The organism is Nitratireductor thuwali, assembly GCF_036621415.1.
Taxonomy (GTDB): domain Bacteria; phylum Pseudomonadota; class Alphaproteobacteria; order Rhizobiales; family Rhizobiaceae; genus Chelativorans; species Chelativorans thuwali.
This window is the reverse complement of the sequence record NZ_CP030941.1, coordinates 2,400,935-2,426,664: the sequence shown is the minus strand read 5'-3', so window position 1 is coordinate 2,426,664 and position 25,730 is coordinate 2,400,935. Positions and strand designations below refer to the sequence as shown.

The 25,730-nt window shown below is 65.3% G+C and carries 27 protein-coding genes; 11 read left to right on the top strand and 16 right to left on the bottom strand.

What is annotated here, in order from left to right; translation table 11 throughout:
• Positions 1 to 55 precede the first annotated feature (55 nt).
• A complete protein-coding gene (locus NTH_RS11825) occupies positions 56 to 1,258 on the bottom strand; it encodes a penicillin-binding protein activator (protein ID WP_338530198.1) in 1,203 nt (400 codons plus the stop codon).
• 113 nt (positions 1,259 to 1,371) lie between these two features.
• On the opposite strand from NTH_RS11825, the gene rsmI reads away from it, so the two are divergent.
• The 3 genes from rsmI (at position 1,372) to NTH_RS11810 (ending at position 3,558) form a co-directional block, all read left to right on the top strand.
• On the top strand, positions 1,372 to 2,283 hold the full coding sequence (gene rsmI / locus NTH_RS11820) for a 16S rRNA (cytidine(1402)-2'-O)-methyltransferase (RefSeq protein ID WP_338530197.1): 912 nt from the start codon (positions 1,372 to 1,374) through the stop codon (positions 2,281 to 2,283).
• Positions 2,273 to 2,650, top strand: a complete 378-nt coding sequence (locus NTH_RS11815) for a YraN family protein (protein ID WP_338530196.1) — start codon at positions 2,273 to 2,275, stop codon at positions 2,648 to 2,650. The genes rsmI and NTH_RS11815 overlap by 11 nt, the downstream gene beginning before the upstream one ends.
• Positions 2,651 to 2,730: 80 nt before the next feature.
• A complete protein-coding gene (locus NTH_RS11810) occupies positions 2,731 to 3,558 on the top strand; it encodes a cyclase family protein (protein ID WP_338530195.1) in 828 nt (275 codons plus the stop codon).
• Here NTH_RS11810 and NTH_RS11805 read toward each other — a convergent pair.
• Positions 3,548 to 4,939 carry a cytochrome P450 gene (locus tag NTH_RS11805; protein WP_338530194.1) on the bottom strand — a complete coding sequence of 464 codons (1,392 nt, stop codon included), beginning with the start codon at positions 4,937 to 4,939 and terminating at the stop codon, positions 3,548 to 3,550. The genes NTH_RS11810 and NTH_RS11805 overlap by 11 nt on opposite strands.
• A 173-nt stretch (positions 4,940 to 5,112) precedes the next feature.
• Between NTH_RS11805 and NTH_RS11800 the strand changes: the two genes are divergently transcribed.
• Positions 5,113 to 5,310 carry a CsbD family protein gene (locus NTH_RS11800; RefSeq protein WP_338530193.1) on the top strand — a complete coding sequence of 66 codons (198 nt, stop codon included), beginning with the start codon at positions 5,113 to 5,115 and terminating at the stop codon, positions 5,308 to 5,310.
• A gap of 74 nt (positions 5,311 to 5,384) precedes the next feature.
• On the opposite strand, the gene znuA is transcribed toward NTH_RS11800, so the two are convergent.
• Positions 5,385 to 6,422, bottom strand: a complete 1,038-nt coding sequence (gene znuA, locus NTH_RS11795) for a zinc ABC transporter substrate-binding protein ZnuA (RefSeq protein WP_338530192.1) — start codon at positions 6,420 to 6,422, stop codon at positions 5,385 to 5,387.
• Positions 6,423 to 6,565: 143 nt separating this feature from the next.
• Here znuA and NTH_RS11790 point away from each other — a divergent pair, with 143 nt between their 5' ends.
• Genes NTH_RS11790 through NTH_RS11780 form a run of 3 tightly spaced genes read left to right on the top strand, consistent with a single transcriptional unit; the run spans position 6,566 to position 8,611 of the window.
• The gene (locus NTH_RS11790) at positions 6,566 to 7,405 is read left to right on the top strand and encodes a metal ABC transporter ATP-binding protein (RefSeq protein ID WP_338530191.1); all 840 of its coding nucleotides are present in this window, start codon (positions 6,566 to 6,568) and stop codon (positions 7,403 to 7,405) included.
• Entirely contained in the window at positions 7,398 to 8,213 is an 816-nt protein-coding gene (znuB, locus tag NTH_RS11785; protein WP_338530190.1) for a zinc ABC transporter permease subunit ZnuB, read from the top strand. Before NTH_RS11790 ends, znuB begins: the two co-directional genes overlap by 8 nt.
• On the top strand, positions 8,210 to 8,611 hold the full coding sequence (locus tag NTH_RS11780) for a Fur family transcriptional regulator (protein WP_338530189.1): 402 nt from the start codon (positions 8,210 to 8,212) through the stop codon (positions 8,609 to 8,611). Before znuB ends, NTH_RS11780 begins: the two co-directional genes overlap by 4 nt.
• A gap of 237 nt (positions 8,612 to 8,848) precedes the next feature.
• On the opposite strand, the gene NTH_RS11775 is transcribed toward NTH_RS11780, so the two are convergent.
• The 7 genes from NTH_RS11775 to cpaB all read right to left on the bottom strand — a co-directional run bounded on the left by NTH_RS11775 (position 8,849) and on the right by cpaB (position 16,814).
• A complete protein-coding gene (locus NTH_RS11775) occupies positions 8,849 to 9,844 on the bottom strand; it encodes a type II secretion system F family protein (protein WP_338530188.1) in 996 nt (331 codons plus the stop codon).
• A gap of 13 nt (positions 9,845 to 9,857) precedes the next feature.
• Positions 9,858 to 10,871, bottom strand: a complete 1,014-nt coding sequence (locus NTH_RS11770; protein WP_338530187.1) for a type II secretion system F family protein — start codon at positions 10,869 to 10,871, stop codon at positions 9,858 to 9,860.
• Between the two features lie 17 nt (positions 10,872 to 10,888).
• A complete protein-coding gene (locus NTH_RS11765; protein ID WP_338530186.1) occupies positions 10,889 to 12,397 on the bottom strand; it encodes a CpaF family protein in 1,509 nt (502 codons plus the stop codon).
• Positions 12,398 to 12,421: 24 nt separating this feature from the next.
• Positions 12,422 to 13,699 (bottom strand): AAA family ATPase, encoded by a 1,278-nt coding sequence (locus tag NTH_RS11760; protein WP_338530185.1) that lies wholly within the window; start codon positions 13,697 to 13,699, stop codon positions 12,422 to 12,424.
• 16 nt (positions 13,700 to 13,715) lie between these two features.
• Entirely contained in the window at positions 13,716 to 14,414 is a 699-nt protein-coding gene (locus NTH_RS11755; protein ID WP_338530184.1) for a CpaD family pilus assembly protein, read from the bottom strand.
• A 16-nt stretch (positions 14,415 to 14,430) separates the two neighbouring features.
• The gene (locus tag NTH_RS11750) at positions 14,431 to 15,921 is read right to left on the bottom strand and encodes a type II and III secretion system protein family protein (RefSeq protein ID WP_422392437.1); all 1,491 of its coding nucleotides are present in this window, start codon (positions 15,919 to 15,921) and stop codon (positions 14,431 to 14,433) included.
• A gap of 77 nt (positions 15,922 to 15,998) precedes the next feature.
• On the bottom strand, positions 15,999 to 16,814 hold the full coding sequence (cpaB, locus tag NTH_RS11745) for a Flp pilus assembly protein CpaB (protein WP_338530183.1): 816 nt from the start codon (positions 16,812 to 16,814) through the stop codon (positions 15,999 to 16,001).
• A 242-nt stretch (positions 16,815 to 17,056) separates the two neighbouring features.
• On the opposite strand from cpaB, the gene NTH_RS11740 reads away from it, so the two are divergent.
• From NTH_RS11740 to NTH_RS11730, 3 genes are all read left to right on the top strand, one after another.
• Entirely contained in the window at positions 17,057 to 18,160 is a 1,104-nt protein-coding gene (locus tag NTH_RS11740) for a cis-3-hydroxy-L-proline dehydratase (protein WP_338530182.1), read from the top strand.
• 15 nt (positions 18,161 to 18,175) lie between these two features.
• Positions 18,176 to 19,207, top strand: a complete 1,032-nt coding sequence (locus tag NTH_RS11735) for a trans-3-hydroxy-L-proline dehydratase (RefSeq protein ID WP_338530181.1) — start codon at positions 18,176 to 18,178, stop codon at positions 19,205 to 19,207.
• Between the two features lie 148 nt (positions 19,208 to 19,355).
• On the top strand, positions 19,356 to 19,544 hold the full coding sequence (locus NTH_RS11730) for a hypothetical protein (protein ID WP_338530180.1): 189 nt from the start codon (positions 19,356 to 19,358) through the stop codon (positions 19,542 to 19,544).
• Between the two features lie 237 nt (positions 19,545 to 19,781).
• Here NTH_RS11730 and rpsU read toward each other — a convergent pair whose 3' ends face one another.
• From rpsU to cysG, 6 genes are all read right to left on the bottom strand, one after another.
• Positions 19,782 to 20,009 carry a 30S ribosomal protein S21 gene (rpsU, locus tag NTH_RS11725; RefSeq protein ID WP_265515989.1) on the bottom strand — a complete coding sequence of 76 codons (228 nt, stop codon included), beginning with the start codon at positions 20,007 to 20,009 and terminating at the stop codon, positions 19,782 to 19,784.
• A gap of 284 nt (positions 20,010 to 20,293) precedes the next feature.
• Positions 20,294 to 20,827: a DUF934 domain-containing protein gene (locus NTH_RS11720; RefSeq protein WP_338530179.1), complete on the bottom strand. Its 534-nt coding sequence runs from the start codon at positions 20,825 to 20,827 to the stop codon at positions 20,294 to 20,296.
• Between the two features lie 11 nt (positions 20,828 to 20,838).
• Positions 20,839 to 21,591, bottom strand: a complete 753-nt coding sequence (locus NTH_RS11715) for a phosphoadenylyl-sulfate reductase (RefSeq protein ID WP_338530178.1) — start codon at positions 21,589 to 21,591, stop codon at positions 20,839 to 20,841.
• The gene (locus NTH_RS11710; protein WP_338530177.1) at positions 21,566 to 23,236 is read right to left on the bottom strand and encodes a nitrite/sulfite reductase; all 1,671 of its coding nucleotides are present in this window, start codon (positions 23,234 to 23,236) and stop codon (positions 21,566 to 21,568) included. The genes NTH_RS11715 and NTH_RS11710 overlap by 26 nt, the downstream gene beginning before the upstream one ends.
• A gap of 18 nt (positions 23,237 to 23,254) precedes the next feature.
• A complete protein-coding gene (locus tag NTH_RS11705; RefSeq protein ID WP_338530176.1) occupies positions 23,255 to 23,563 on the bottom strand; it encodes a DUF2849 domain-containing protein in 309 nt (102 codons plus the stop codon).
• 15 nt (positions 23,564 to 23,578) lie between these two features.
• On the bottom strand, positions 23,579 to 25,006 hold the full coding sequence (gene cysG / locus NTH_RS11700) for a siroheme synthase CysG (RefSeq protein ID WP_338530175.1): 1,428 nt from the start codon (positions 25,004 to 25,006) through the stop codon (positions 23,579 to 23,581).
• 254 nt (positions 25,007 to 25,260) lie between these two features.
• On the opposite strand from cysG, the gene NTH_RS11695 reads away from it, so the two are divergent.
• Complete coding sequence (locus NTH_RS11695) at positions 25,261 to 25,722, top strand: host attachment family protein (protein ID WP_338530174.1); 462 nt, start codon at positions 25,261 to 25,263, stop codon at positions 25,720 to 25,722.
• Positions 25,723 to 25,730: the final 8 nt, after the last annotated feature.

Genomic DNA, 25,730 nt, shown 5'->3' with positions numbered 1-25,730 from the left:
ATCATCTCTGGAAAAAGCGCAGTGCCCGACCGTTTGTCCATCCCGGCCGACCATGCTAGCTCTCCCCCGCCAGGCTGGCGGGGGCGGGGCTGATAAGGACGGGCTGGCCCTCCCTTACCTCGTATACCGCGTAGCCTCTTTCAGCCGTGCCGTCGGGGCGGAAGCGGAAGATGCCGCCATAGCCGGCATAGCCGGAGGCGCGGGTGAGATTGGCCGGGGCGAAGGTCCCGGCGCCGCCACGCTGGCCGAGGGCGACGGCGAGCGTGACGGTGTCGTAGCCGAGCGCCGCGGTCAGGCTGGGCTCGGCGCCGTACCGGGCCCGGTAGCGCTCCTTGAAGCGGTTCATGCGCTCGTGCTCCACATCCGCATACCAGCCGCCTTGAAGCGCCGGGCTCGACAGATCGGCGCTGGCCCACTGGCCGGTGCCCAGAAGCCGCTTGCCCGACAGGTCGACCCCCATCTCCGAAAGCGAGGCGGCGATCGCCGCGGGCGCGTTGCCGCCGTCCGGCAGGAGGACGGCGTCGGCGTCCTGGACGGCAAGGGCGACCTCCTGCGCGGCGGTGAGCACGGAGGCGGTGTCGTGATCGTAGCGGGCGACAGCGGCAAGGCTGCCGCCGGTGCGCTGCAAGGTCTGGCGCGCCTGGCTTTCGGCCAGTGCGCCACCGGCATCGTTGGGCACGATCGCGACGACCCTCGACACTCCTTGCGAGGCGGCAAAGGAAATGACGCGGTCGACGAGGCCCTCGGGCTGATGGGAATTCAGGAAGACGCCGGGAGCGGCGACGCTGCTGTCCGAGGAGAAGGCGATCATGGTCGTGCCGCGCGGGCGCAGCACTTCGGCGGCAGCGCGCACATTGGCGGCAAAGAGCGGGCCGAGGACGAGGGCCGCGCCCTCCCCCGCCGCGCTGGACGCCGCCAGGGTGGCGCCTTCGGGCGTGCCGGCGGTATCCTTGACGACAAGCTGGATCGAGGAGGAACCGTGATCCTCCAGCGCCAGGAGGGCGGCGTTGCGGATTTCGGCGGCAACGGCCCCGCCTCTCTCGCCCGCACTCAGGGGCAGAAGCAAGGCCACGCGGATATCGCCATTGCCGAAGACCTCGCCGCTCGGCTGGGCGACGGCGGGCGCGTCGGGAAGAGGCGCCACGGTGGGCAGCCCGCGGCCCACCTGCTGCTGGGTGCAGGCGGCAAGGCCGGCGACCAGCGTGAAAATGCCAAAGGCCCGCCCGAGGGCGGCGCGAATGGTGTTCGTCTGTGTCATGTTCCTCGCCAAGCCCCGTCCGCCGCTATAGCCGGTGAATTTGCAACCCCGGTGAACGCGTGTCAAAGAAGGCGGTGTGAATCCATGAATTTTGCGGTGGAAGATTGGCGGGCGTGAGCGAGAGGAAAGCGGCAGATCGACGGCATTATGTGGTCGCCGGCGTGGAGGTCGCCGCGCCGCCGCTGGAGCCGGCGCTCTATCTGGTCGCCACCCCGATCGGCAATCTTTCGGATATCACGCTGCGGGCGCTGCAGGTGCTGGCGGGCGCCGATATCGTGGCCTGCGAGGACACGCGGGTCACACGCGTGCTTCTGGACCGCTATGGCATCAGCCGCCGGACGGCGGCCTATCACGAGCACAACGCCGCAGAAGCCGGGCCGCGGCTGCTTGCCGCCATCGAGGCAGGCGGGAGCGTGGCGCTGGCCAGCGACGCGGGAACGCCGCTGATCTCCGATCCGGGCTTCAGGCTGGTGGAGCGGGTTCAGGACGCGGGGCTGAAGGTGATGCCCATTCCGGGACCATCGGCCGTGCTTGCCGCGCTGACGGCATCGGGCCTGCCGACCGACGCGTTCATGTTCGGCGGGTTTCTTCCGGTCAAGGCCGGGCAGCGGGAAAGCCGGCTGCAGGAGCTTTCGGGCGTGCCGGCGACGCTGGTCTTTTTCGAATCCCCGCGCCGGCTGGCATCCAGCCTTGCGGCGATGACCAAGATGCTGGGCGACCGGCCGGCGGCGGTGGCGCGGGAAATGACGAAGGCTTTCGAGGAAGTGCGCCGGGACGGGCTTGCCGCGCTCGCCGCGCATTATGCCGAAGCCGGCGCGCCGAAGGGCGAGGTGGTGGTCTGCATCGGGCCGCCGGCCGAGGCGCAGCCGACAGACGCGGCGACGGTGGACCGGCTCCTGATCTCGCTGTCGCGCGAAATGCCGGCGGCGAAGGCGGCGGGCGAGGCCGCGCGCATGACCGGGGAGAAGAAGTCGAACCTCTACCAGCGCCTGCTTGCGCTCAAGGGTGAAGGCCGTGGCGGCTGACGGCGGGCGCAAGCGCCTCAAGGCCTACCGCCGGGGGCATCGCGGCGAGTGGCTGGCCGCATTGGCATTGATGCTGAAGGGCTATCGCATCGTCGCCCGCCGCTATCGCACGAGGGTTGGCGAAATCGACCTGATCGCGCGGCGCGGCGCGCTCGTCGCCATCGTCGAGGTGAAGGCGCGGCCGAGCCTCGAACAGGCGATGGATGCCGTCGGACATTACGCGCAACGGCGTATCGACGCGGCGGCGGATCTGTGGCTGGCGCGCCAGCCGGACAGGGCGCGCCTGTCGATCCGCTACGATCTCGTGGCGATCCTGCCCCGGCGCTGGCCGGTGCATGTGGAGAACATTTACGCCGCGGATAATTGACCCGCCCACCGCCCCCTTGCAGGCGGCCGGCGGCGGGCGCATTCTTGCTTTCCTCCATAAACACCAGAGGGAACAAGACGATGTGCCATCATTGCGTAACCGAGAGCGTTAAGTCGCGCATGTTGAACCGCCGCGACTTTTTCCGCCGCAGCGCGGTCGCGGGTGCGGCGGCGGCCGCGACGATTTCTGCCCCGCAGGCCCTGTTCGCGCAGAAGGCGATGCCGACGAAGGTGGAGGACATGACCCATACGCTGACCGAGGATTTTCCCACCTATTTCGGCGACCAGCAGTTCTTCGTCAAACCGCTGTTCAACTATGCGGAGCACAAGTTCAACATCAATGAGTGGCGGCTTAACGAGCATACCGGCACGCATATGGATGCACCGCTGCACTTTTCCGCAGACGGGACGTCGGTGGACGAGATTCCGGTCGGCGACCTGGTCTGCCCGCTGGCGGTCATCGACATCAGGGAGAAGGCTTCCACCGATGCCGACGCGCAGGTGACGCCCGACGACATCCGGGCCTGGATCGAGGCCAATGGCGACATGCCGGAAGGGGCGTGCGTGGCCATGCTGTCGGGCTGGGGCGAGCATGTGACGACCGACAAGTTCCGCAATGTGGGAGAGGACGGGAAGACCATGCATTTCCCCGGCTTCCACATCGAGGCGGCGCAGATGCTGATGGAAGAGACGAGCACCAAGGGCATCGCCGTCGACACACTTTCGCTGGACCATGGCCCCTCGCCCGATTTCGCCGTGCATTACGAGTGGCTGCCGTCGGGCCGGTGGGGCCTTGAATGCATCGCCAATCTGGAAGCGCTGCCGGCGGCGGGCGCGACGCTGGTGGTCGGCGCGCCCAAGGTCAAGGGTGGTTCCGGCGGGCCAGCGCGCGTATTCGCTATGGTTTAGCGTCAAGGCTGCGGCGCGACACCTTCATCGGCAGGCCACCCTGGGGTTGGGTTGTCAGCTTCTGCACGGGCCAGGGTTTCGTCTCCGGCGTGACGTCGAAGCGGTAGCGCGACATCAGGACGGCGAGCGCGATGACGGCCTCCTGCATGGCGAAGGTCGCGCCGATGCAGATGCGCGGGCCGGCGCCGAAGGGCAGGTACTGGAAGCGGTCGATCGCCTCGCGGTTTTCGGGATGAAAGCGGGAGGGGCGATAGGCTTCCGGGTCGTCCCACAGCTTGCGATGGCGATGGACCGTCCAGGGCATGACCAGCACCTGAGTGCCCTTGGGAATGTCGAGATCGGCGAAGCGGTCATCTTCTATCGCCTCGCGATTGATCGAAGGGGCCGGCGGATAAAGCCGCATCGCCTCCTCGAAGGCGGCGCGCGTGAGCGGCATTCCGTCTAGCCATTTGACCGGATCGGGCTCAGCGGCCAGCACCGCATCGATCTCCGCCTCGATGCGTTCGCGCTCGGCCGGCAGCATGGCGAGGCAATAGATGGTCCAGCCAAGGGCACGAGCGGTCGTCTCGTGGCCGGCGCCGATGAAGGTGATGATATTGTCCTCGATCTCGGCGCGGGCAAGACCGTCCGGTCCCTCGGCGCGCAGCAGAAGCGTGAGGAAATCCTCCGGCACGCCGTCGCCGCGCGCCATCTTCTCCTCGCGCATTTCGATGGTGCGGGAGACGATATCGCGGAAGAAGGCCAGCGAGTTGCGGCCCAGAAGGCGGGTGACGCGCGGCAGCCAGTCCGGCGCGCCCAGAAGATCGAGCGGATCGACCCTGCCCATGGTCTCGAACAGGCGGTCGACCTGGGAGGCGAAACTGTCCGGCTCGCCGGCGATCTCGCCGGAAAACAGGGTTTCGGCCAATATGTCGAAGGTGAGCATCGTCATGTCGCGGGAGACGTCGACCGTGCCGCCCAGCGACGCTTCGTAGCGGGCGGCGAAGGATTCGGCCTCGCGCAGCATGGGAGCGGCGAAACCGGCGATGTGGCGCGGCGTGAAGACCGGGGCCATGGCCTTGCGCGAACGTTTCCAGACCTCGCCCTCGGCGGTCAGGAGGCCGTCGCGCAGGATCGGCCGCAATATCTTCTGGCGCACGCGCGCCATCTTGTAGTTGCGGGCGTTGTCGACGAGCACATGCCGGATGAGGCCGGGGTCGTTGGCGATGAGGAGCGGCCCGCCGATACCGCCGGTGATCGAGATCCACGGCTCGTTATAGGAGGGCTCGCCCCACAGTTCGAGCGGGTTTCGATAGACGATCCGCATCATCTGCAGCGTCGACGGCGGCTTCTGGCGCGGCTTGGGGGCCGGCGGGCGGAATGAGATGGCGGCGGTGTCCATTGGCGTATCCGATCCACCGAGACGTAAGCCTTATGGCGCCTGCTTTCAATCGTGCAGATGGTGTGCGCGCTGGCGCCCAATCGCAAAGATGCCCCGGAACGGCGAGGCGTCCTCCGACGTTACCCTGCCGGGCGCCTCCGTATCGGGGGCAGCGATCCAACAGGAGATGCGACATGAACTGGAACCAGATCGAGGGCAATTGGGAGCAATTCAAGGGCAAGGCCCAGCAGAAATGGGGCAAGCTGACCAACGACGATCTCGACGTCGTGAAAGGCAACCGCAAAGCGCTGGCCGGCCGCATCCAGGAACTTTACGGCAAATCCCAGGAAGAGGCCGAGCGCGAAGTCGACGAATGGGCCTCGTCAAGCTGACGAACCGGGCAAGACGGGCGGCTGGCGGCTCCTAGCCGGCCGCAAGCCGCCCTTGATCTGGCCGTCGGCGGCCGTCAGGTCTGGCCGGACAGGCAATCCACGAGCGACGCGGTCATGTTGTCGATCAGCTCAAAATAGAGATCCGGGCCGTCCTCGAGCGACGCGCCCAGCGGATCGAGGACGCCGGCGGTTGCCTCTGTCCCTTCGGTGACCACCTCGACCAGCTTCGGCTCGAACTGCGGTTCCGAGAAAACGCATACGGCACCGAGCTCTTCGACCTTGTCGCGGATCTCGCCGACGCGGCGCGCGCCGGGAATGCTTTCGGGGCTGACGGTGATGGAGCCTGCGGCGGATATGCCGAAGCGGCTCTCGTAATACTGGTAGGCGTCGTGGAACACGATGAACGGCCGGCCCTTGACGGCGGCGAGACGCTCATCGGTTTCGGCGATCAGGTTATCGAGCCGCGTTTCGAACTCGGCGAGGTTGGCGCGGTAGAGCGCGCTGTTGGCGGGGTCGGCCTCGGCCAGAACCCCGGCAATCCGGTTTGCCATGGCGCGGGCGTTTTCCGGATCGAGCCATAGATGCATGTCGATCCCGCCATGATCGTGGCCGTGATGCTCGTCCTCGCGACCGGCTTCGGCATGCTCTTCGTGGCCGGACTCCGCCTCATGATCATGGTGACCCTCGTGGGCGGCATGATCCTCATCGCCGTGGCCTTCTTCTCCAGCCTCATGCCTGTGCTCCTCGAAGTCTCCCCCTTCACGCAGCTCCATTTCCTTCAGACCTGGCGCATGCGCCAATTCGACGATGCGCGCGCCCTGCGCCAGCGTCTCGAGCGGCTTTTCCAGGAACTGCTCGAGCTCCGGGCCGACCCAGAATACGATCTTCGCCGATTCCAGCGATGCGGCTTCCGACGGTCGCATCGAATAGGAATGCGGAGAGGCGGCGCCCTTGACCAGAAGCGCCGGCTCGCCGGCACCCTGCATGATGGCGGAGACGATGGAATGGACGGGCTTGATCGAGGCAATGACCCCTTCCGCGGCGTGGGCCGGCAGGCCGGCGGTCGAAAGCAAAAGGGCGGAGACAAGGGGAAGTGAACGCGCAAGCTTCATCGGTCGAACCTTTTCTTTCTCGGCAAGTGGGACTGTTTCAGTCCGCGCAGGGCGGCCCTTGCGGTTAAACGTTATGACATTACATCCGCATTGCGTTACTCTATAACGTGTGCAATATGGCCTGACAAGAAGGCTCTCGGAGAATGTTGCTACAGTCAAAGAACCCGGCCGAAGTGCTGGTGGAAATGCACAATGCCGGCATCCATCGGGCAAGGAGATGGCTCGTGCGGGGTGTCGACCTGACGGTGCGGCGCGGCGAGATCGTGACGCTGATCGGCCCCAACGGGTCCGGCAAAAGCACGACGGCGAAGACCGCCATCGGCGTGCTCAAGCCCGACGAGGGAACCGTGAAGCGCGCGCGCGGCCTGAAGGTCGGCTATGTGCCGCAGAAGATGAGCCTCGACTGGACGCTGCCGCTGACCGTGGACCGGCTGATGCGGCTGACGGGGCCGCTGCCCCGCGCGCGCATCGACACGGCGCTGGAGGCGGCGGGCGTTTCCCATCTGAAGGGGGCGGAAGTGCAGGCGCTTTCGGGCGGCGAGTTCCAGCGGACGCTGCTTGCCCGGGCGCTGGCGCGCGAACCGGACCTTCTGGTGCTGGACGAGCCCGTGCAGGGCGTGGATTTTACCGGCGAAGTGGCGCTTTACCGCCTCATCCGCGAGATACGCGACCGGACGAACTGCGGCATTCTGCTGATCTCGCACGATCTGCATGTGGTGATGAAGGAGACCGATACCGTGATCTGCCTGAACGGCCATGTATGCTGCCGGGGCACGCCGGAAAACGTGGCGCAGAGCGCGGAATACCAGACGCTGTTCGGCGCGCGCGGCAATGACACGCTTGCGATCTATCATCATGATCACGACCACACGCATCTTTCCGGCGGCCGGGTGCGCCGCGCCGACGGCACTGTCGGCGATGCCTGCGAGCACCATCACGATCACGAAGACGTTCCGAACGAAAAGGCCGCGCCGGATGCTTGACGACTTCTTCACCCGGGCCATCGTGGCGGGCGTCGGCCTGGCGATCGTCGCCGGGCCGCTCGGCTGCTTCGTCGTGTGGCGGCGGATGGCCTATTTCGGCGACACGATGGCGCATTCGGCGCTGCTGGGCGTGGCGCTGGCCTTCCTGTTCGAGATCAACCTCACGGTGGGCGTCTTCATCGTGGCCGCCGGGGCCTCGGTGGTGCTTCTCATGCTGCAGCGCCGGGACGGGCTTTCCACGGATGCGCTGCTGGGCATCCTGTCGCATTCGACGCTGGCGCTGGGGCTGGTGATGGTGGCGTTCATGAGCTGGATCCGCATCGACCTGATGAGCTTCCTGTTCGGCGACATCCTCGCCGTATCGAAGGCCGACATCGCGATCATCTATGCCGGCGGCGCGCTGGTTCTCGCGCTGCTGGTTTATCTCTGGCGGCCGCTGATGGCGGCCACCGTCAATATCGACATCGCCGAGGCCGAGGGCCTGAAGCCCGAGCGCGCGCGCTTCATCTTCATGCTGCTGATGGCCGCCGTCATCGCGATCGCCATGAAGGTGGTGGGCATATTGCTCATCACGTCGCTGCTCATCATCCCGGCCGCCACCGCCCGGCGCTTTTCGGCCACGCCCGAGGCCATGGCGGTGTTCGCCTCGCTCGCCGGCATGCTGGCGGTGGTGGGAGGGCTTTCCACCTCGCTCCACTTCGACACGCCGTCGGGGCCGTCGATCGTGGTTGCGGCCTTCATCCTGTTCCTGCTCAGCCTGGCGCGGCTGCCCCTGCGGCGAGCGCGAAGCATGGAGGCCCGCCGATGACGACGCGCCATCAACTGACCCGAAACCAGAACCTCGTCATGCACGCGCTCGACAGCGCGGCGGGGCCGCTCAGCGCCTATACGATCCTCGACCGGCTGCGCGACGAGGGCTTCCGCGCGCCGCTGCAGGTCTACCGCGCGCTGGAAAAGCTGCAGGAAATGGGTCTCGTCCACCGGCTGGAGAGCATCAACGCCTTCGTCGCCTGCGCCCACCCCGACTGCCATGCGCATGACATGATCGCTTTCGCCATCTGCGAAAAATGCGGGAAGGTGGATGAATTCTCGGACGATGTGGTGCAGGAGCGCCTCGGCGCATGGACGGCCGGGCACCGCTTCAAGCCGTCGAAGACGACCGTCGAAATCCGCGGCCACTGCGCTTCCTGTTCGGCGGCCGGATAGGGCCAGGAAGAGTTCAGCCTGAATCGGCCTGCCGGCATCAACTTTGAGGAAGCTGGCGCCTACCTCCGTCATCCCCGTCTGGGATGACGAGGCGGGCGCATTAGTGTCGTCCTCAAGGTCGGGACCGGAACTCGGCAAAAACCGAGCTGTTGACGGAGCGCGGCCGCTCACGCGCGGGCTGAGACAGAGCTATCCCCTCAGAGTTGATGACGAAGCTTGGCGCGAGCCTCGATCGCATCAGTTCCCGAACAGGCCCTTTTCGGACAGGGTGATGCCGGCGGGGCCGAGGATTATGGCGAACAGGACCGGCAGGAAGAAGATGATCATCGGGACAGTCAGCTTGGGCGGCAGCGCGGCGGCCTTCTTTTCGGCCGCCGTCATCCGTTCCTCGCGGCTTTCATTGGCCAGCACGCGCAGGGCGTGGCTGACCGGCGTGCCGTACCGCTCGGCCTGGATCAGGGCCTGGGAAACGCTTCTCACCGTTTCGAGGCCGGTGCGCGCGGCCAGATTCTCATAGGCCTGGCGCCGCTCCTGCAGGAACGACAATTCGGCGTTGGTCAGCACAAACTCCTCGGCGAGCGCCACGGACTGGCTGCCGATCTCGTCGGCCACCCGGCGGAAGGCGGCCTCCACGGACATGCCGGATTCGACGCAGATGAGCAGCAGGTCGAGCGCGTCCGGCCAGGCGCGCTGGATGGACTGCTTGCGCTTGCTGGCGCGGTTGGAGACATACATGACCGGCGCATAGAAGCCGGCATAGGCCGCCAGGATGCACACGAATACCTTCATGAAGAACGGCTTGTCGGCGAGCGCGCCAAGGGCGAAAATGTAGAAGGCGGCCAGCCCGAAGCCCACGAACGGCAGAACGAGCCGGAAGAACAGCAGCTTGGTCAGCGGGTTCTGGCCACGGAAGCCCGCCATGCGCAGCTTTGCGACCGTCTGCTCGTCGGCCAGTGCCCGCTTCAGGTCCAGACTGTCCACGATACTGCGGATCCTGCCGCTTTCCTGCTCGCGCAGGCCCCGGCGCTTCCGGTCGCTTTCGGCCGCGAGCCGGGCCCGCTGCTTGGCGCGCAGTTCGTCCCGCTCCAGCGCCACCGAGCGCATGCGCGACTTGAGCGTGTCGCCCGACGATACCGGAAGCAGGGTGAAAACGGTGGCGAAGACGGCCACCGCCACGAGCAACGCGATAAGAAATGCCGGATCGAAAAGGGCGCGTGCGATGCCTTCGGTCATGACTGCTTCCCCATCAGACTTCGAAATTCATCATCTGGCGCATGACGAAGATGCCCATGCTCATCCACAGGCCCGCCACGCCCAGGATGAGATGGCCGGTGCCGGTCGTGAAGAGCGGCGCGATATAGCTCGGGCTGGTGATGTAGACGAGGAACGCGACGATGAAGGGAAGCGAGCCGATCACGGCCGCCGATGCCTTGGCTTCCATCGACAGGGCGCCCACCTTGGCCTTCATCTTCTTGCGGTCGCGCAGCACCTTGGAAAGGTTGCCCAGGGCTTCGGAGAGGTTGCCGCCGGCCTGGCTCTGGATCTGGATGACGATGCCGAAGAACGATGCCTCCGAACAGGGCATGGTCTCGCTCATGCGCAGGGTGGATTCGGCCATCGACATGCCGAGCTGCTGACCTTCGACGATCCGGCGGAACTCCGTGCGAACCGGCTCCGGCGCCTCGGCGGCGATCATGCGCACGGCATCGTTGAGCGGCAGGCCCGACCTGACGGAGCGGACGATGATGTCGAGGGCGTTCGGAAACTCGTTCAGGAAGGCCTTGACGCGGCGCGCGCGCAGGAAACCGACGACCCAGCGCGGCAGGCCCAGCCCGCCGACCAGGAGCGCGCCGGGAACGGCGAAAAGCGGCGCGCCCACGATCAACGTCAGCAGCGCCAGCAGGACGCCGGCAATGGCCGAATAGACGTAGAAGCGTTCGATGCTGACGTTCAGGCCGGCCTGGCGTATCTGTATCTTCAGCGGCGGCTTCTTGAGATAAAGGTCCCTGCCCTTTTGCCGGTTCTCGATGTCCTTGAGGGAGTCCTGGATCGTCTTGCGGCGCTTGGATACTTCCGCCACGCGGTCGCGCGAGGCCTTGACCGCGGCACGGTCCGTCTCGGCGCGCTTGACCGTTTCAAGCCGCCGCTCGACCTTCTGCTCGTTTGCGATGGTGGTAAAAAGCAGGGCATAGGCGAGCGCCCCGGCGCTGCACGTCGCCAGCACGATAAAACCCAGCACCGCCGGCTCAAGACCGAACATTCATCCCATCCCGCTCATCAATTGGTCTTCTTTTCCATCGCTTCGAGCGCCGCCGCCAGGCGGGCTTCCTCGCCATAATAGCGGGCGCGGTCCCAGAAGGCCGGGCGGCCGACGCCGGTGGAAACATGTTCGCCGATGATCCTGCCCTGTGCGTCCTCGCCCTTCATGTCGTAGAGCACCAGATCCTGGGTGATGATCACGTCGCCTTCCATGCCCACGACCTCGGTGATGTGGGTGATGCGGCGGGAACCGTCGCGCAGGCGGGCGGCCTGGATGATGACATCGACCGAGCCGACGACGATCTCGCGCACCGTCTTCTGCGGCAGGGTGAAGCCGCCCATCGCCACCATGGATTCGATACGATTGAGGCACTCGCGCGGGCTGTTGGCGTGGATGGTGCCCATGGAGCCGTCGTGACCGGTGTTCATGGCCTGCAAAAGGTCGAATACTTCCGGGCCGCGCACCTCGCCGACGATGATGCGTTCAGGGCGCATGCGCAGGCAGTTCTTCACGAGGTCGCGCATGGTCACCTCGCCTTCGCCTTCCAGATTGGGCGGACGGGTTTCCAGCCGCACCACATGGGGCTGTTGCAACTGAAGCTCGGCCGAATCTTCGCAGGTGATGATGCGTTCGTCGCGATCGATATAGTTGGTCAGGCAGTTGAGCAGCGTCGTCTTGCCGGAGCCGGTGCCGCCCGAGATGACGACATTGCAGCGCACGCGGCCGATGATCTGGAGCACCTGGGCGCCCTCGGGCGAAATCGCGCCGTAACGGACGAGCTGATCGAGCGTGAGCTTGTCCTTCTTGAACTTGCGGATGGTGAGCGAGGCGCCGTCGATGGACAGGGGCGGCGCGATCACGTTGACGCGCGAGCCGTCCGGCAGGCGGGCGTCGCAGATGGGGCTCGATTCGTCGACGCGGCGGCCGACCTGGCTGACGATGCGCTGGCAGATGTTGAGGAGCTGCTGGTTGTCGCGGAAGCGTATCGGCGTCTGCTCGACCTTGCCGTTGACCTCGATGAACACCTGGCGGGCGCCATTGACCATGATGTCGGCGATGTCGTCGCGGGCCAAAAGCGGCTCCAGCGGGCCGTAGCCCAACACATCGTTGCAGATGTCCTCGAGCAACTCCTCCTGCTCGGAAATCGACATCGCGAAGTTCTTGATCGCGATGATGTCGTTGACGATGTCGCGGATTTCCTCGCGAGCGCTGTCGGGCTCCAGCTTGGAAAGCTGCGACAGGTCGATCGTGTCGATGAGCGCGGAGAAGACCTGGCTCTTGGTGTCGTAATAGGATTCGGTGCGCTCGCGCGGATTGCGCGGCGCCGACGCCTGTGCCGCCGGAGACGCAGGCTGCATCGGCTCGGGCGCGCGTCTGGACGGTTCGGCGGCCGCCGGCGGAGGAGGAGCGGCCTGCGGCTTGGGCTCCGGCCGCTCGAGCGTTTCGGTCAGACCGGCGCCGTCGGCCGGCGCCGCCGGGCGCGACGGGCCGCCGTTCGTGGAGCTGGAACCTCTTTTGCCAAACATGCTGCTACCGCTCGCTATTTACGGTTACGTCTTGCGGTTCAGGCGGCCGAGAAGGCCGGCAAGCGCGGACTTCCTCTGCGGCCTGATCTCCCGCCGCCCCGTGAGGATGTGCGCCAGATCGTTTATCTGCGCCACGACCGGACTGTTCTGGTCCATCTCGCCCAGCATGCGGCCATTGTTCGAGGCGTTGCCGAAAAGCTGCGGCTCGAACGGGATGACGGCGAGCGGCGTGATGCCGAGGGGCTCGGCGAAGTCCTCGGCGCTGATTTCCGGGCGCTTGGGGACGCCGGCCTGATTGACGATCAGCTTCGGCGGCGCGTCGTTGGGGCGCAGCTTCTTCAGCATGTCGACGAGGTTCTTGGTGTTGCGCAGGTTGGCAAGTTCCGGCGTCGCGGTGATGACGACGTCGTCGGCCCGGGCAAGGGTCGTCCTCGACCAACCTGTCCACACATGCGGCACGTCCAGCACGACCAGCGGCGCCGAGCGCTGCGCCGTGTCGATGATCTGCGCAAAGGCTTCCGCGTCGAAATCATAGGGGCGGTCGAGCGTCGAGGGCGCGGCCAGCAGCGAAAGGCGCTCCGCACACTGGGCCAGAAGGCGGTCGAGATAGACCTCGTCGATGCGCTCGGGCGAGAACACGGCTTCGGCAATGCCCTGGGCCGGATCCTGATCGAAATTGATATTGGCGGTGCCGAAGGGCAGATCGAGGTCGGCCACCACGACCTCGCTTTCGAAGAGCGAGGACATGGACCAGGCGATGTTGTGGGCGATGGTCGACGAGCCGACGCCCCCCTTCGCGCCGATGAAGGCGATGGACCGGCCGACCGGCTCGGCATCCGGATCAACGAAGATGGTGGCGATCACGCTGACGATGTCGGCCATGGAGATGGGCGCAACGACATATTCGGAGATGCCGGAGCGGATGAGCTCGCGGTAGAGCCAGACGTCGTTGTAATGGCCGATGATGACGACCTTCGACGTCGGGTCGCAGACCTCGGCAAGCTGCGACAGAGAAGCCAGAAGCTCCTTGGGCTCGGCCCGCGATTCAAGGATGATGAGATTGGGCGTGGCAGCCTGACGGTAGAACTCGACCGCCCCGGCTACCCCGCCCATATGGACCTTGAGGTGGGTCTTGGCCATGCGCCGGTCTTCCCCCGCCCGCTCGATCGGGTTGGCGACGGCTTCGGTTTCGCAGAAGGCCTGGATGGAAATGCGCGGCACCGGGCGAAGCTGATGCAGGCCGCTATCCTGCGGCGTGCTCATCAGGTCCAGGTGATCGGTTTCATAAGCCAGATCGGTCATTTCCCGTTACCTTCGATCATTGGTCGTATTCGATTTCCGATCGCCTCCGGAAATCCTCGGCGACGACGCGATCCTTGTAGTCGGTGATCGCCGCGTCGCGGTTTTCGGCGTCGATCGGCGTCATCTTGCGCGGGCCGAGGAAATCGTTGGGATTGGAAACCTGGGCGGCGAGATTGTTCTGATAGGCGCAGCCGAAATTCTCCCAGTTCCTGTTCTCGTAGGACTGGGCCATGTCGTCCGGCCAGCGGCCGCAGGGGCCGACCTGCGCCTTTACCAGACCATAGGACAGCCTGATGGGAGCGGTCTCCTCGGGGCCGGCCTGATATGACAGGACCTGGATGCGCTCGCCGGGAACGCCGGCCCGACGCAGATACTCGGCGAAATCGCCCGACACGCTGAGCGCGGCGGCCTCGTTGAGCGAGCCGGCGGGAACCAGGATCGTCACCAGCGATTGGCCGCTGTCGCCATATTTGTCGAGGAAGCCGGCTATGGCCGCCTTCTGGTGCCCCGTCATGCGGTAGGCGGTGCTGCTGACCGGCAAGTCGAGGATTTCCTCCCCTTCTGCGATGACGATCGGGTGGCGCGTGCGGTAGTCGTCGGGCACGGAGCCGACGATCACCGAGTCCCGCTTGGCCCAGCTGCAGCCGGAAACCAGCGCCACCGCGGCTATGACAGCCAGCGGCAGCGCGGCCTTCTTCATCTTCGTATCGAACATGGCAAGCGGTCCCCGATCACTTGTAGATGTAGCCGACGACGCCGTGGTAGCGGCCCTTCGGCAGATTGGTCTTCATGGTCCCGTAGACGCGGTTCACGCGGCCCAGGAACATGCCGGCGCCATCGCTGGCGGCGTTGAAATTGTCGTCCGGACGGGCGAGCGCCGTGCGCTGGGTGGGACGCGAGAGATAAGGCGTGATGATGATGATGAGCTCGGTCTCGTTGCGGACGAAATCGCGGCTGCGGAAGAGCGTGCCGAGAACGGGAATCTTGGCAAGGCCGGGAAGACCGTTGATCACCTGACGCACATCGTCCTGCACGAGGCCGGCAATCATCATGGAACCACCGGAGGGCAGTTCCACTGTCGTATCGGCAAGACGCTTGCGAATGGAAATGATGCTCCCGCCTTTGACGTGTCCGCCGTTTGTGAAGCCTCCTGCCAATGAAACGTTACCCTGGGAGGTGGGCTCGGAGACTTGTGTGCGAACTTTCAAGGAAATACGGCCCGCTGACAGCACCGTGGGCTGAAATTCAAGGCCGATACCGTATTCGATCTTGCGATGTTCGTCGGTGACCTGACCTGTTTCACTGTCGATGTCGCGGCCATCCAGGATGTTGAACTCGCCGCCGACCCGGAATGTCGCCTTCTCGCCGGAAACAGCCGTAAGCGCTGGTTCGGCAAGGGTCTTCATGACCCCAGCCTGTTCCATGGCATGAATGTAGGAGGTGATCAACGAACCGCCGCCTCCCAACACAGCACCCGCGTTGGACAGGCCATTGCCGAGGCCAAGCGGCGTATCGCTAAACGCGCTCCAGCGAATCCCATCGACGCTGCCGTTCGCGAGCATGTCGACCCCCAGCTGCTTCATCACCGTCCGGCTCACCTCGGCGACGGTAACCTTCAGCGTCACCTGATCCTCGCCGATGATCTGCAGCATGTTCACGATTTGACTGGTGCGGCGTTCGGAGTCCGGATTGTCGATGGCGACGCCGCCGCCATCGCTGGGCGCGGCGGCGGTCTGGGAATATTGGCCGGTGGTCGCTTCGCCGCCGCTGACGAAGATCTGCGCGAGTTGCGCGGCGCGGGAGGCGTCCAGCGGGGTCTCGACCGTGCCGGTGAGGACCACGTTGTCGTTCAGCAGTTCGACATTGATGTCGGAATTGGGAATGTAGCGCTCCAGATATTCCTCAAGGCCGGCGACGTCGCGCTCGACGGCGATATCAAGGCTCGCGATCTGCTCGCCATTCGGCCCGAAGACGAAGATGTTGGTCTCGCCAACCTGCTTGCCGAACAGATAGATGCGGCGCGCCGTGCGGGTGACCGCGTCGGCGACCGACGGGTTGGCGACCAGGATGTCGTAGGCGTCGCGCGGCAGGTCGACGACGAGCGATTTGTTAAGCCCGAGCTTCACCCGCTGGTTGGCTGAGGCCTTGACCACGCCCTGTTCGGCCATGGCGGGAGAGGGGGCCAGGGAACCGAGCAGGCCGGTGGCGGCCACTGCAAGCATAGCCCCAGCGCACAGGCGCCTGGCCAGTTTTTTTGCCTTGCGCCAATGGATGCGTTCCGGCGTGTTTTGATCCATCATCATTTCCGGGTCCCCACTTCGGACACTTCGCCTGACCTGATCAGGCGCACGCTGTTGCCGCGGCCGGTTCCCGTCACGAGATAGAGGCCGTCATTGTCCGGCTGTTCGTTGGCATCGGCCAGCGAGCGCAGCGCGAGCGTCAGCCGGTCGGCCATCTGCTGCGCCACCGTGATGACTTCCGCCTGCTCGGGCGTCAGTTCCAGGGTCGCGGTCTCGCCGACCTTGACGCGGCGGCCGTCCTCGTCCTCCTGGATCGTCTGGTCGATGGCCAGGACGCGGATGTTTCTCAGGATCGTTTCGGTCACGAAGCCGTCGGGCGTGGCGGCATTCTCGGAACGGCGGGTCATGATGACGTCGACATAGTCATTGGGCAGTATGAACCCGCCGGCCGATGTGTCGGCGGCGATCTGCGTCGCCACGGCGCGCTTGCCGGGCGGCAGGATGGCCGACATGAAGCTCTGGCCTTCGCCGATCAGCTTGGCGTGGCGCAGCGGCTCTCCCGAATAGAGCGTCAGGCGGGCGACGGAGTTCTTCAGGTCTTCGACCGCATCGGGATGGCTGTCTCGGGTGATGTAGGTCTCGTTGATGGTGTCGGCGGGCCATGCTTGCCAGCGCACCGCACTGCCGAGCGTGGAGCCCATCGGCACGTCCTGGCCGACGACCAGGACTTCCTTGAGTTCGACCTGCGGTTCCTGCGGCCCGGTTTCGACAATGACATTATCGGCGGGCCTGGAAGCCAGGTTCTTGGCCATATAGCCCGCCCCGACCGCCGCGACGACGGCAACGCCCAAAATGACGATGCGGGATTTGTTCATTCGTCCGCCCCTCGATACCCCGAAAATTACCCTAGCTCGGGACAGACATTCGCCTTGTAAACGTCAAATTACGGTTAACAGAGACATTACAAGCGTAATTAATTTAAAGTTGACGCAACGGGTGGCCGGGGCTTACGCGCCGGTGCGATGGCGACGGTGGGCAATCGAACGGACCAGCGATTGCGCCGGCGATTGCGCTGGTACATTGTCGAGCAACAGCATCCGAAAGGGAGCCTTCCGCTTTGAAAATTACCGCCATCAAGGCCTTTCAGGTCGACCTGCCGCTGAAGGAAGGCCGCTATTCCTGGTCGAACGGCAATTATGTCGAGGTGTTCGACGCAACAGTGGTCGCCATCGAGACCGATTCGGGGCTGACGGGCTATGCCGAGTGCTGCCCGCTCGGTTCGACCTATCTGCCGTCCTATGCGCGCGGCGTGCGCGCGGGGCTGGAGGAAGTGGCGCCAAGGCTGATCGGCCTCGACCCCACCAATCTGGGCCTCGTCAACCGGGCCATGGACGCCGCCCTGAACGGGCACCCTTACGTAAAGGCGCCGCTCGACATCGCCTGCTGGGACCTGCTTGGAAAGGCGGCCGGCATGCCGCTGGTGCAGCTTCTGGGCGGTGTTGCGCAGCAGGAGGTAAAGCTCTACCGGGCAATCTCCCAGGATGACCCGGAGACGATGGCGGCCAGGATCGGCGGCTACAAGGCCGAGGGATATACCAAGTTTCAGCTCAAGGTGGGCGGCGCCGCGGACGACGACATCGCGCGCATCCGCGCCTGCCGGGGCATTCTCGACGCCGGCGACATATTGGTGGCCGATGCGAATACAGGCTGGACGCGGCACGAGGCCGCGCGGGTGGTCGACGCGGTGGCCGATCTCGACGTCTATATCGAGCAGCCCTGCCCCACTTACGAGGAATGCCTGTCCATCCGGCGGCGGACGGCCAAGCCCTTCGTGATGGACGAGAACATCACGGGTCTCGACGTGCTGGTGCGCGGACTGGCAGATGACGCCATGGACGTGATCAACCTCAAGATTTCCAAGGTGGGCGGGCTTTCGAAGGCCCGGACGATGCGCGACCTGTGCGTGGCCCACGGCATCCCCATGACCATAGAAGACACCTGGGGCGGCGACATCGTGACGGCGACCATCGCCCATCTGGCCCAGTCGACGCCGGAGGAATTCGTGTTCTCGGCGACCGATTTCAACTCCTATGGAACGAAGACGATTGCGAGAAACGCGCCGAAACGGGCGAACGGCGCCATGAAGGCGCCCACGGGGCCGGGGCTCGGGATCGAACCGGATTTCAACGTGCTCGGCGCACCGGTGCTTTCGTTCGGGTGAATTTCTGGCAATCGGATGCGTTCATCGAAGATCATTCACATCGTTTCCTGCCACGCCGAAGGCGAGGTGGGCGATGTGATCGTCGGCGGCGTGGTTCCGCCACCGGGCGACACGCTCTGGGAGCAGCGCGATTTCATCGCGCGTGACGGTGCGTTGCGGAACTTCGTTCTAAACGAGCCGCGCGGCGGCGTCTTCCGCCACGTGAACCTGCTGGTGCCGCCGAAGGACCCGCGGGCGGACATGGGTTTCATCATCATGGAACCGGAGGACACGCCGCCCATGTCCGGCTCCAACGCAATCTGCGTTGCGACCGTGCTGCTCGACAGCGGCATTTTGCCGATGCGCGAGCCGGAAACGCGGCTGACACTGGAGGCGCCCGGCGGGCTCGTTGAGATCACGGCTGCCTGCAGGAACGGCAAGGCAGAGCGCATCACCGTCACCAACGTCCCTTCCTTCGCGGACAGGCTGGGCGCCTTGCTGGAAGTGGAAGGGCTGGGCACGCTGGTGGTGGATACCGCCTATGGCGGCGACAGCTTCGTGATTGCCGATGCGCAGGCGCTCGGCTTTGCACTGGCGCCCGATGAGGCGCGGGAACTCGCCGAGACGGGAGCGAGGATCACCCGCGCGGCCAACGAGCAACTGGGCTTCACCCATCCCGAAAATCCCGCTTGGGATCATATCTCCTTCTGCCAAATGACAATGCCAGTCACCGAGGAGAACGGCGTTGTCACCGGGCGCAACACGGTGGTGATCCAGCCCGCGAAGCTGGACCGCTCGCCGACCGGTACCGGCTGCTCGGCCCGTATGGCCGTGCTGCATGCACGCGGCGCGCTTTCGGCCGGGCAGCGGTTTTCAGGATTGTCGATCCTCGGATCCCGGTTCGACTGCCGCATCGCCCGGGAGACGAGCGTTGGCGGGAAGCGGGCGATCATCCCTGAAATCACGGGGCGGGCCTGGGTTACCGGGACCTGCCAGCACATGCTCGACCCCGAGGATCCGTGGCCGCAGGGCTATCGTCTCGCGGATACCTGGCCGGTGAGGAGTTAGCCCCCTCAACCGGTTGCACCACCGCCGTCGAGAAGTTTAAATTTTACGAAAACTTTACCATAAAGAACGGCTTACGGGCTTTTGTGGAACGTTATGCCGTTGCGCCGATTAATCCCATGAGTGAAACAGAGGAGCGCGAAGAAAACCGATGCGGCAAAAGGACGGATCGACGGCTGATGAACTCAGCCGGCAATTTCGTCACGCGGACAATACTCGGTTTCTCCGCCGCCTGCCGGGCTTCGAGCTGGAACGGGAGCTGCCGGAAGAATTGCTTGAGCTTTTGAGTGAACTGCAAGAGGCGGAGAACGCAAGGGTAAACCGCGCATGGCGAGGCTAGATCAGTTCGTCGTTTCCAAGAAGCGCCGAACTGACCCAACCATTTGATCTTACGCCAATACCAGACGGAAACCGGCTTCAATTTCCTGGAATTTCTCAAATCGGCGCCGCGCGTTCTTTCGGACGCGCGGCGCCTTGCACTTCGCGTTTGCGCATGTGCGAACGCCGAATGGCCGCCATAGACGCGCCGGCCGGGCGACCTGCCCGGCGCTTCAATCTCGGCGACACGGATGGAAAATCAGGCGGCGCGCTTCTTCTTCGGCAGAAGGCCTTCGCGCTGCGCCTGCTTGCGCGCCAGCTTGCGCGAGCGGCGGATGGCTTCCGCATGCTGCCGGGCGCGTTTTTCTGACGGCTTCTCGTAGGAGCGCCGGGCTTTCATCTCACGGAAAACGCCCTCGCGCTGCATCTTTTTCTTCAGCACCTTGAGAGCCTGGTCGACATTGTTGTCGCGAACAACTACCTGCAATGTTCTTCCTTCTTTCTATCGGCGTTAGGGGCACCTGCCACAAGCGGCCGGCAGAGCCCTTCGTCTGTTCGAGCACGGTCCTTCGGAGGACACCGTTCGGAGGTTCCGGGACCATGCAATTCATCGGGTCCGGCCCTGCTCCATGCAAAAGAGGGCACGCGAGCGGCCGCAAAAGCCGCCACCAGGGACGACTCGGGGAAGGCGCGGACTATAGCAGCATTCGCGCCAGATGCACCCCTTCAGGACAAATATAGTGCGCAGCGCATATTTGTGGAGGGTTCTGGTCAGCCAGCCGCCTGCCGCCGCCAGGAATAAGCGCCGGAAGAGGCGGCGCGCGCAGCAGGCTGGTAATGAAGGCCGATGCCGCCCCGCTGGCCCGCTTCGAGCCGTGCGAGCGTGGGGGCATTCTTCACTTCCAGCGTGCTGAAACCAACGCGCAGCATGTGCGCAACCTGGTCGAACAGCACGTCGCCGGTGGCGCGGACTTCGCCCTCATAGGCGTAGCGCGAACGCAGAAGCTGCGCCTTGGAATAGGAGCGGCCGTCCGTATAGGCGGGGAACGCCAAGGCCACCAGGGGCAGCCCGTCGAGGTGCGGCGCCAGCGCCTCCACGTCGTCTCCGGGCTGCAGCTCGACGCCCAGACGCGGCTTGAGCGCCGAGCGGGCCGCCTCGTCCAGCGCCGCGAACACCTCCAGCGGCACGATGAAATTTCCCTCGGAATCAAGCTCTTCCGCGCTCTCCGCGCGCCGCCAGCGATTGTCGAGGAAACCCTGCTCGCTCCACAGGCGAGGCTCTATCGTTCCGGTCGTGTCGTTCATATCGCCCATCCTCAAGCCGCCGAAGTCAGCGCGTTGTCGAGCCCCGGCAAGTGGATGCCGCATTCCGTCTTGGCCTGTCCGGCCCAGCGTCCGCTGCGTGCATCCTCGCCGGGCTTCACCGGCTCTGTGCAGGGGAAGCAGCCGATCGACAAATAGCCATAGGCAACGAGCGGGTTCTCGCGCAGTCCGTGGCCGCGCATGTAGTCGGCCTGGTCCCTGGTGGTCCAGCGGGCCAGCGGGTTGATCCGGATGCGCGGGCCCACGGCCTCGAAGACCGGCATTTGCGCGCGCGTGGCGGCCTGGTGGCGCTTGCGGCCGGTGAACCATGCGGCATAAGGTTCCACGGCGCGGGCCATCGGCTCGACCTTGCGGATTTCGCAGCACAGGTCGGTATCCGTCTTGTGCAAGAGGTCGTCCGGATCATGGGCGGCCAGCATGGCGGCGTCCGGATCGACGACGACGAGGTTTTCAAGGCCCAGGTCGGCGGCGAGCTGGTCGCGATATTCGAGCGTTTCGCCGAAATGCTGGCCGGTATCCAGAAAGAGTACCGGCAGCGTCTTGTCGGCCTTGGCGAGCATGTGGAGCAGCACCGCCGAATCGGCCCCGAAGGACGACACGGTTGCGATGCCGCCCTCGTCGCGGAAGCGCTTGATGGCGATCTCGACGATGGCCTCGGCCTCGAGATGGCCGAACCGGGCCTCGAGGGCCGCCGCTTCGTCTATTGCTGTCTGTTCCAGATCAGGCAGCTTTGGCTTCACGGCCATAGAGCGCCTCCTTGAATGGTGCGGGGCCAAGCCGGCGATAGGCGTCGAGGAAGGTTTCCTCCCGCCCCTGCCGGTGGCCGAGATAGGTTTCGACGAGGGTTTCGACGGCGTCGACGATCTCGTCCGGGCCGAAGCCGCGGCCGATGATCTCGCCGATCGACGTGCGCTCGTCGCCGGAGCCGCCAAGCGTGATCTGATAGAGCTCGGCCCCCTTCTTCTCGACGCCCAGGATGCCGATATGGCCGACATGGTGGTGTCCGCAGGCATTGATGCAGCCGGAAATCTTGATCTTGAGATCGCCGATTTCCTCCTGCCGCTTCTGATCGCCGAAGCGGGTCGAGATCTGCTGGGCGACGGGGATCGAGCGGGCATTGGCGAGCGCGCAGAAATCGAGCCCCGGGCAGGCGATGATGTCGGTGACCAGCCCGGCATTGGCGGTGGCCAGGCCGATCTCTACGAGACGGTCGAACACCGCCTTCAGATCGGCGCGCGCCACATGGGGCAGGACCAGGTTCTGTTCATGGGTAACGCGGATTTCGTCGTTGCCGTAGCGTTCGGCAAGCTCGGCCACCGCATCCATCTGATCGGCGGAAGCATCGCCCGGGATTTCGCCGATGCCCTTCAGCGAGATGGTGAGAGCGGCGTAATCGGCGTTCCTGTGGGTGTGAAGGTTGCGGCGCAGCCAGTCGGCAAAGCCCGCATCACGCGCGGCCGCCTCGGCGAGCAGGGCATCGCCCTCGGGCCGGGTCGCCAGCGCCGGCGGCGCGAAATAGGCCTGGATCGCCGCGATGTCGGCATCCGGCAGCTTGAGCTCGCCATTCCGCAGCGCCTCGAACTCCTTCTCGACCTGCGCCTTGAGCTCTTCGGTGCCGGTTTCGTGAACGAGGATCTTGATGCGCGCCTTGTACTTGTTGTCGCGGCGGCCATGAAGATTATACACGCGCAGGATGGCGGTCGTGTAGGACAGGAGATCCTCTTCGGGCAGGAAGTCGCGGATCTTCTTGCCGACCATGGGCGTGCGGCCAAGGCCGCCGCCGACATAGACGGAAAAGCCCAGCTCGCCCTTCTCGTTCTTCTTCAGGTGGAGGCCGATGTCGTGCACCTGCACCGCCGCGCGGTCGCGCTCGGCGCCCGTGACGGCGATCTTGAACTTGCGCGGCAGGTAGGAGAATTCGGGATGGACCGACGACCACTGGCGCAGGATCTCGGCATAGGGGCGCGGGTCGGCAACCTCGTCGGCGGCTGCGCCGGCGAAATGGTCGGCGGTGACATTGCGGATGCAGTTGCCAGAAGTCTGGATGGCGTGCATCTCGACCGACGCCAGATCCTCCAGGATCTGCGGAATATCCGACAGCGCCGGCCAGTTGAACTGGATGTTCTGGCGCGTCGTGAAATGACCGTAGCCCTTGTCGTAGGTGCGGGCGATATGGGCGAGCATCCGCATCTGGCGCGGCGACAGCGTGCCGTAGGGAATGGCGATGCGCAGCATATAGGCGTGAAGCTGAAGATAGACGCCGTTCATCAGCCGCAGGGGCTTGAACTGGTCCTCCGTCAACTCGCCCGACAGCCGCCGCTCCACCTGGTCGCGGAACTGGGCGACGCGGGCCTTCACAAAGTCATGGTCGAATTCGTCGTAACGGTACATGAAACTTCCCTGACGTGTTCAGCCGAAGGCCGCAGTCCGCTTGCGCGCCTGCTTGCCAAGATTGATGTGAGTGGTGGGGCCGAGCGCCCGTATGCGCTCGCGAAGGCGGATGGGGCGCATCTCGCCATCGACGATCTCGACATCTATGAGATTGACGTCGACCACCTCGTTGTTGGCGAGCGCCAGAAGGCCGGCGGCCGAAAGCCGCGTTTCGGCATCCTTGTCATGGGCAATCTCGGCGTCTTCGATCGTCTCGACCCAGCTCCCGTCCGCCGAGAGCCAGACCACTTCGCCGTCGATCAACCGATTTGCCGTCAGTAGCTTCATGATCCCTGGTCCTCGTCAAACACGCGCGGCCGCGCGCTTACGGGCGGCAAGCGGCTCGGAACGGTCGAAATTGGCGCCGGCGACCGCGTCGCCGATGATGGTCAGAACCGGACCCGTCATGTCGTCACGCTCGCTGAGCGCGGGCAGGTCGGCCAGGGTGCCGTGGGCAAGGCGGCGGTTGCCGAGGCTCGCATTCTCGACGACAGCGACGGCGGTATCCGGCGAAAGCCCAGCGTCCTGCAGCCTGCCGGCCACCTCGGCTGCCGTGCTGCGGCCCATATAGACCGCGACGGTGGCGCCGGAAATGGCGAGCTTCGCCCAATCGGGCAGCGCGCGGCCCTTCAGATCATGGCCAGTGGTGAAGACCATCGAGGAAGCGATGCCGCGCAGGGTCAAGGGCAGCTCGAAATCGGCGGCGGCGGCAAAGGCGGCGGTGATGCCGGGCACGATCTCATAGGAAATGCCGGCATCGCGCAGCGCCGACATCTCCTCGCCGGCGCGGCCGAAGACCAGCGGATCGCCCGATTTCAGGCGCACGACGCGCTTGCCGGCGCGGCCGAGCTCGACCAGCAGTTCGCTGATCTCGGCTTGCGTCTTGGAGTGGCACCCCTTGCGCTTGCCGGCGTGGATGCGCTCGGCATCGCGGCGGCCCATGGCCACGACCGCCTCGGGCACCAGCGCATCGTGAACGATGACATCGGCTTCCATCAGCAGGCGCTGGGCGCGCAAGGTGAGAAGGTCTTCGGCGCCCGGCCCGGCGCCGACAAGCGCGATGTGGCCGGTCTCGACGCCGTCGCTGGAAAGCAGCCCTTCGGCCGCGTTCCGGGCGGAGGCCTCGTCGCCACGCGCAATGGCGCGGGAGGCGGCGCCGGCGAAGAAGGACTTCCAGAACCGGCGGCGCGCCGCACCCTTGGGCACGGAAGTCTCGACACGGTCGCGATAGGCGGCGGCAAGCGCAGCGAGCCGGCCGAGCGACGGCGGCAGCATGCGATCGATGGCGGCGCGGAGCATCTGCGCCAGGATGGGACCGGCGCCCTCGGTGCCGATGGCAACGGCCACGGGCGCGCGGTTGACCAGAGCGGGGGTGAAGAAGTCGCAAAGCTCCGGCCGGTCGACGGCATTGACGGGGATGGAGCGGGCGCGCGCGTCGGCGACCACGGCGCCGTCGGAAGCCTCGTCCCCGGTCGCGGCGAAGACAAGGGCCGCGCCATGCAGATGGCCGGCCTCGTAGGCCTCGCGCACGACCGCAACGCCGTTGGCGGACGCCCATTCCACGAGAGCTGCCTCCGGCGCTTCGGCGACGATCACGATCTGGGCGGACGACTGGGCCATGAGGCGGGCCTTGGCCAGCGCCTCCTCACCGCCGCCCACAATCGCCACGCGGCGTCCTTCGACGCGCATGAAGACCGGGAATGCGTTCAGCCTTGCCGTTTCACCTGACATGATGCCGGGTCTCCTCATCATTCTACCAAGGACCAAGGTCCCTGGTATTAGCCCAAATTCTGCCTTTTGAACGCGACAATCAGAAGAAACCCACTCGCGCCCCCGGCGGCGGGCAGCAACGAGTTTTGCGTTGCGGCGCCGGGAAGCGGAAAAATCATCCGCGGCGCAGGATCATCCTTGCGCGTCGACCTTTGGAACGCGCCTCCTTCCGGCGCGTTTCTCATCAGGAATTCAACGCCGAGTGGAGAGCGAAAATGGCCAATTTCCGGCTTCAGCACGATATGTGGGTTCTGGTCGCGGACGGCGAGAAAGCGCTGTTCCTGCGCAATGAGGGGGATGCCGTATATCCGAACCTGGAGGTGGTCCGCGAGATTCACGACGACAATCCGCCGACGCGCGAACAGGGCACGGACAGGCCGGGCCGGCTGTACGATACCGGCGACAGGCACAGCAGCGCCGTTCAGGAAACGGACTGGCACCGCATCGAGAAACGACGCTTCGCCGACGAGATCGCGTCGCGGCTGTACAAGCTCGCCCATGCAGGGAAATTCGACAAGCTCGTCCTCGTAGCGCCGCCCCTGGTGCTGGGCGAAATGCGCAAATCACTGCACAAGGAAGTAGAGGAAAAGGTCGTCGGCGAGGTCGCCAAGACGCTGACGAACCACACCGTGCCGGAGATGGAAAAGGTGCTGTTGGCGGAGGGGGAGCGCCCCTAGGGTCAGGA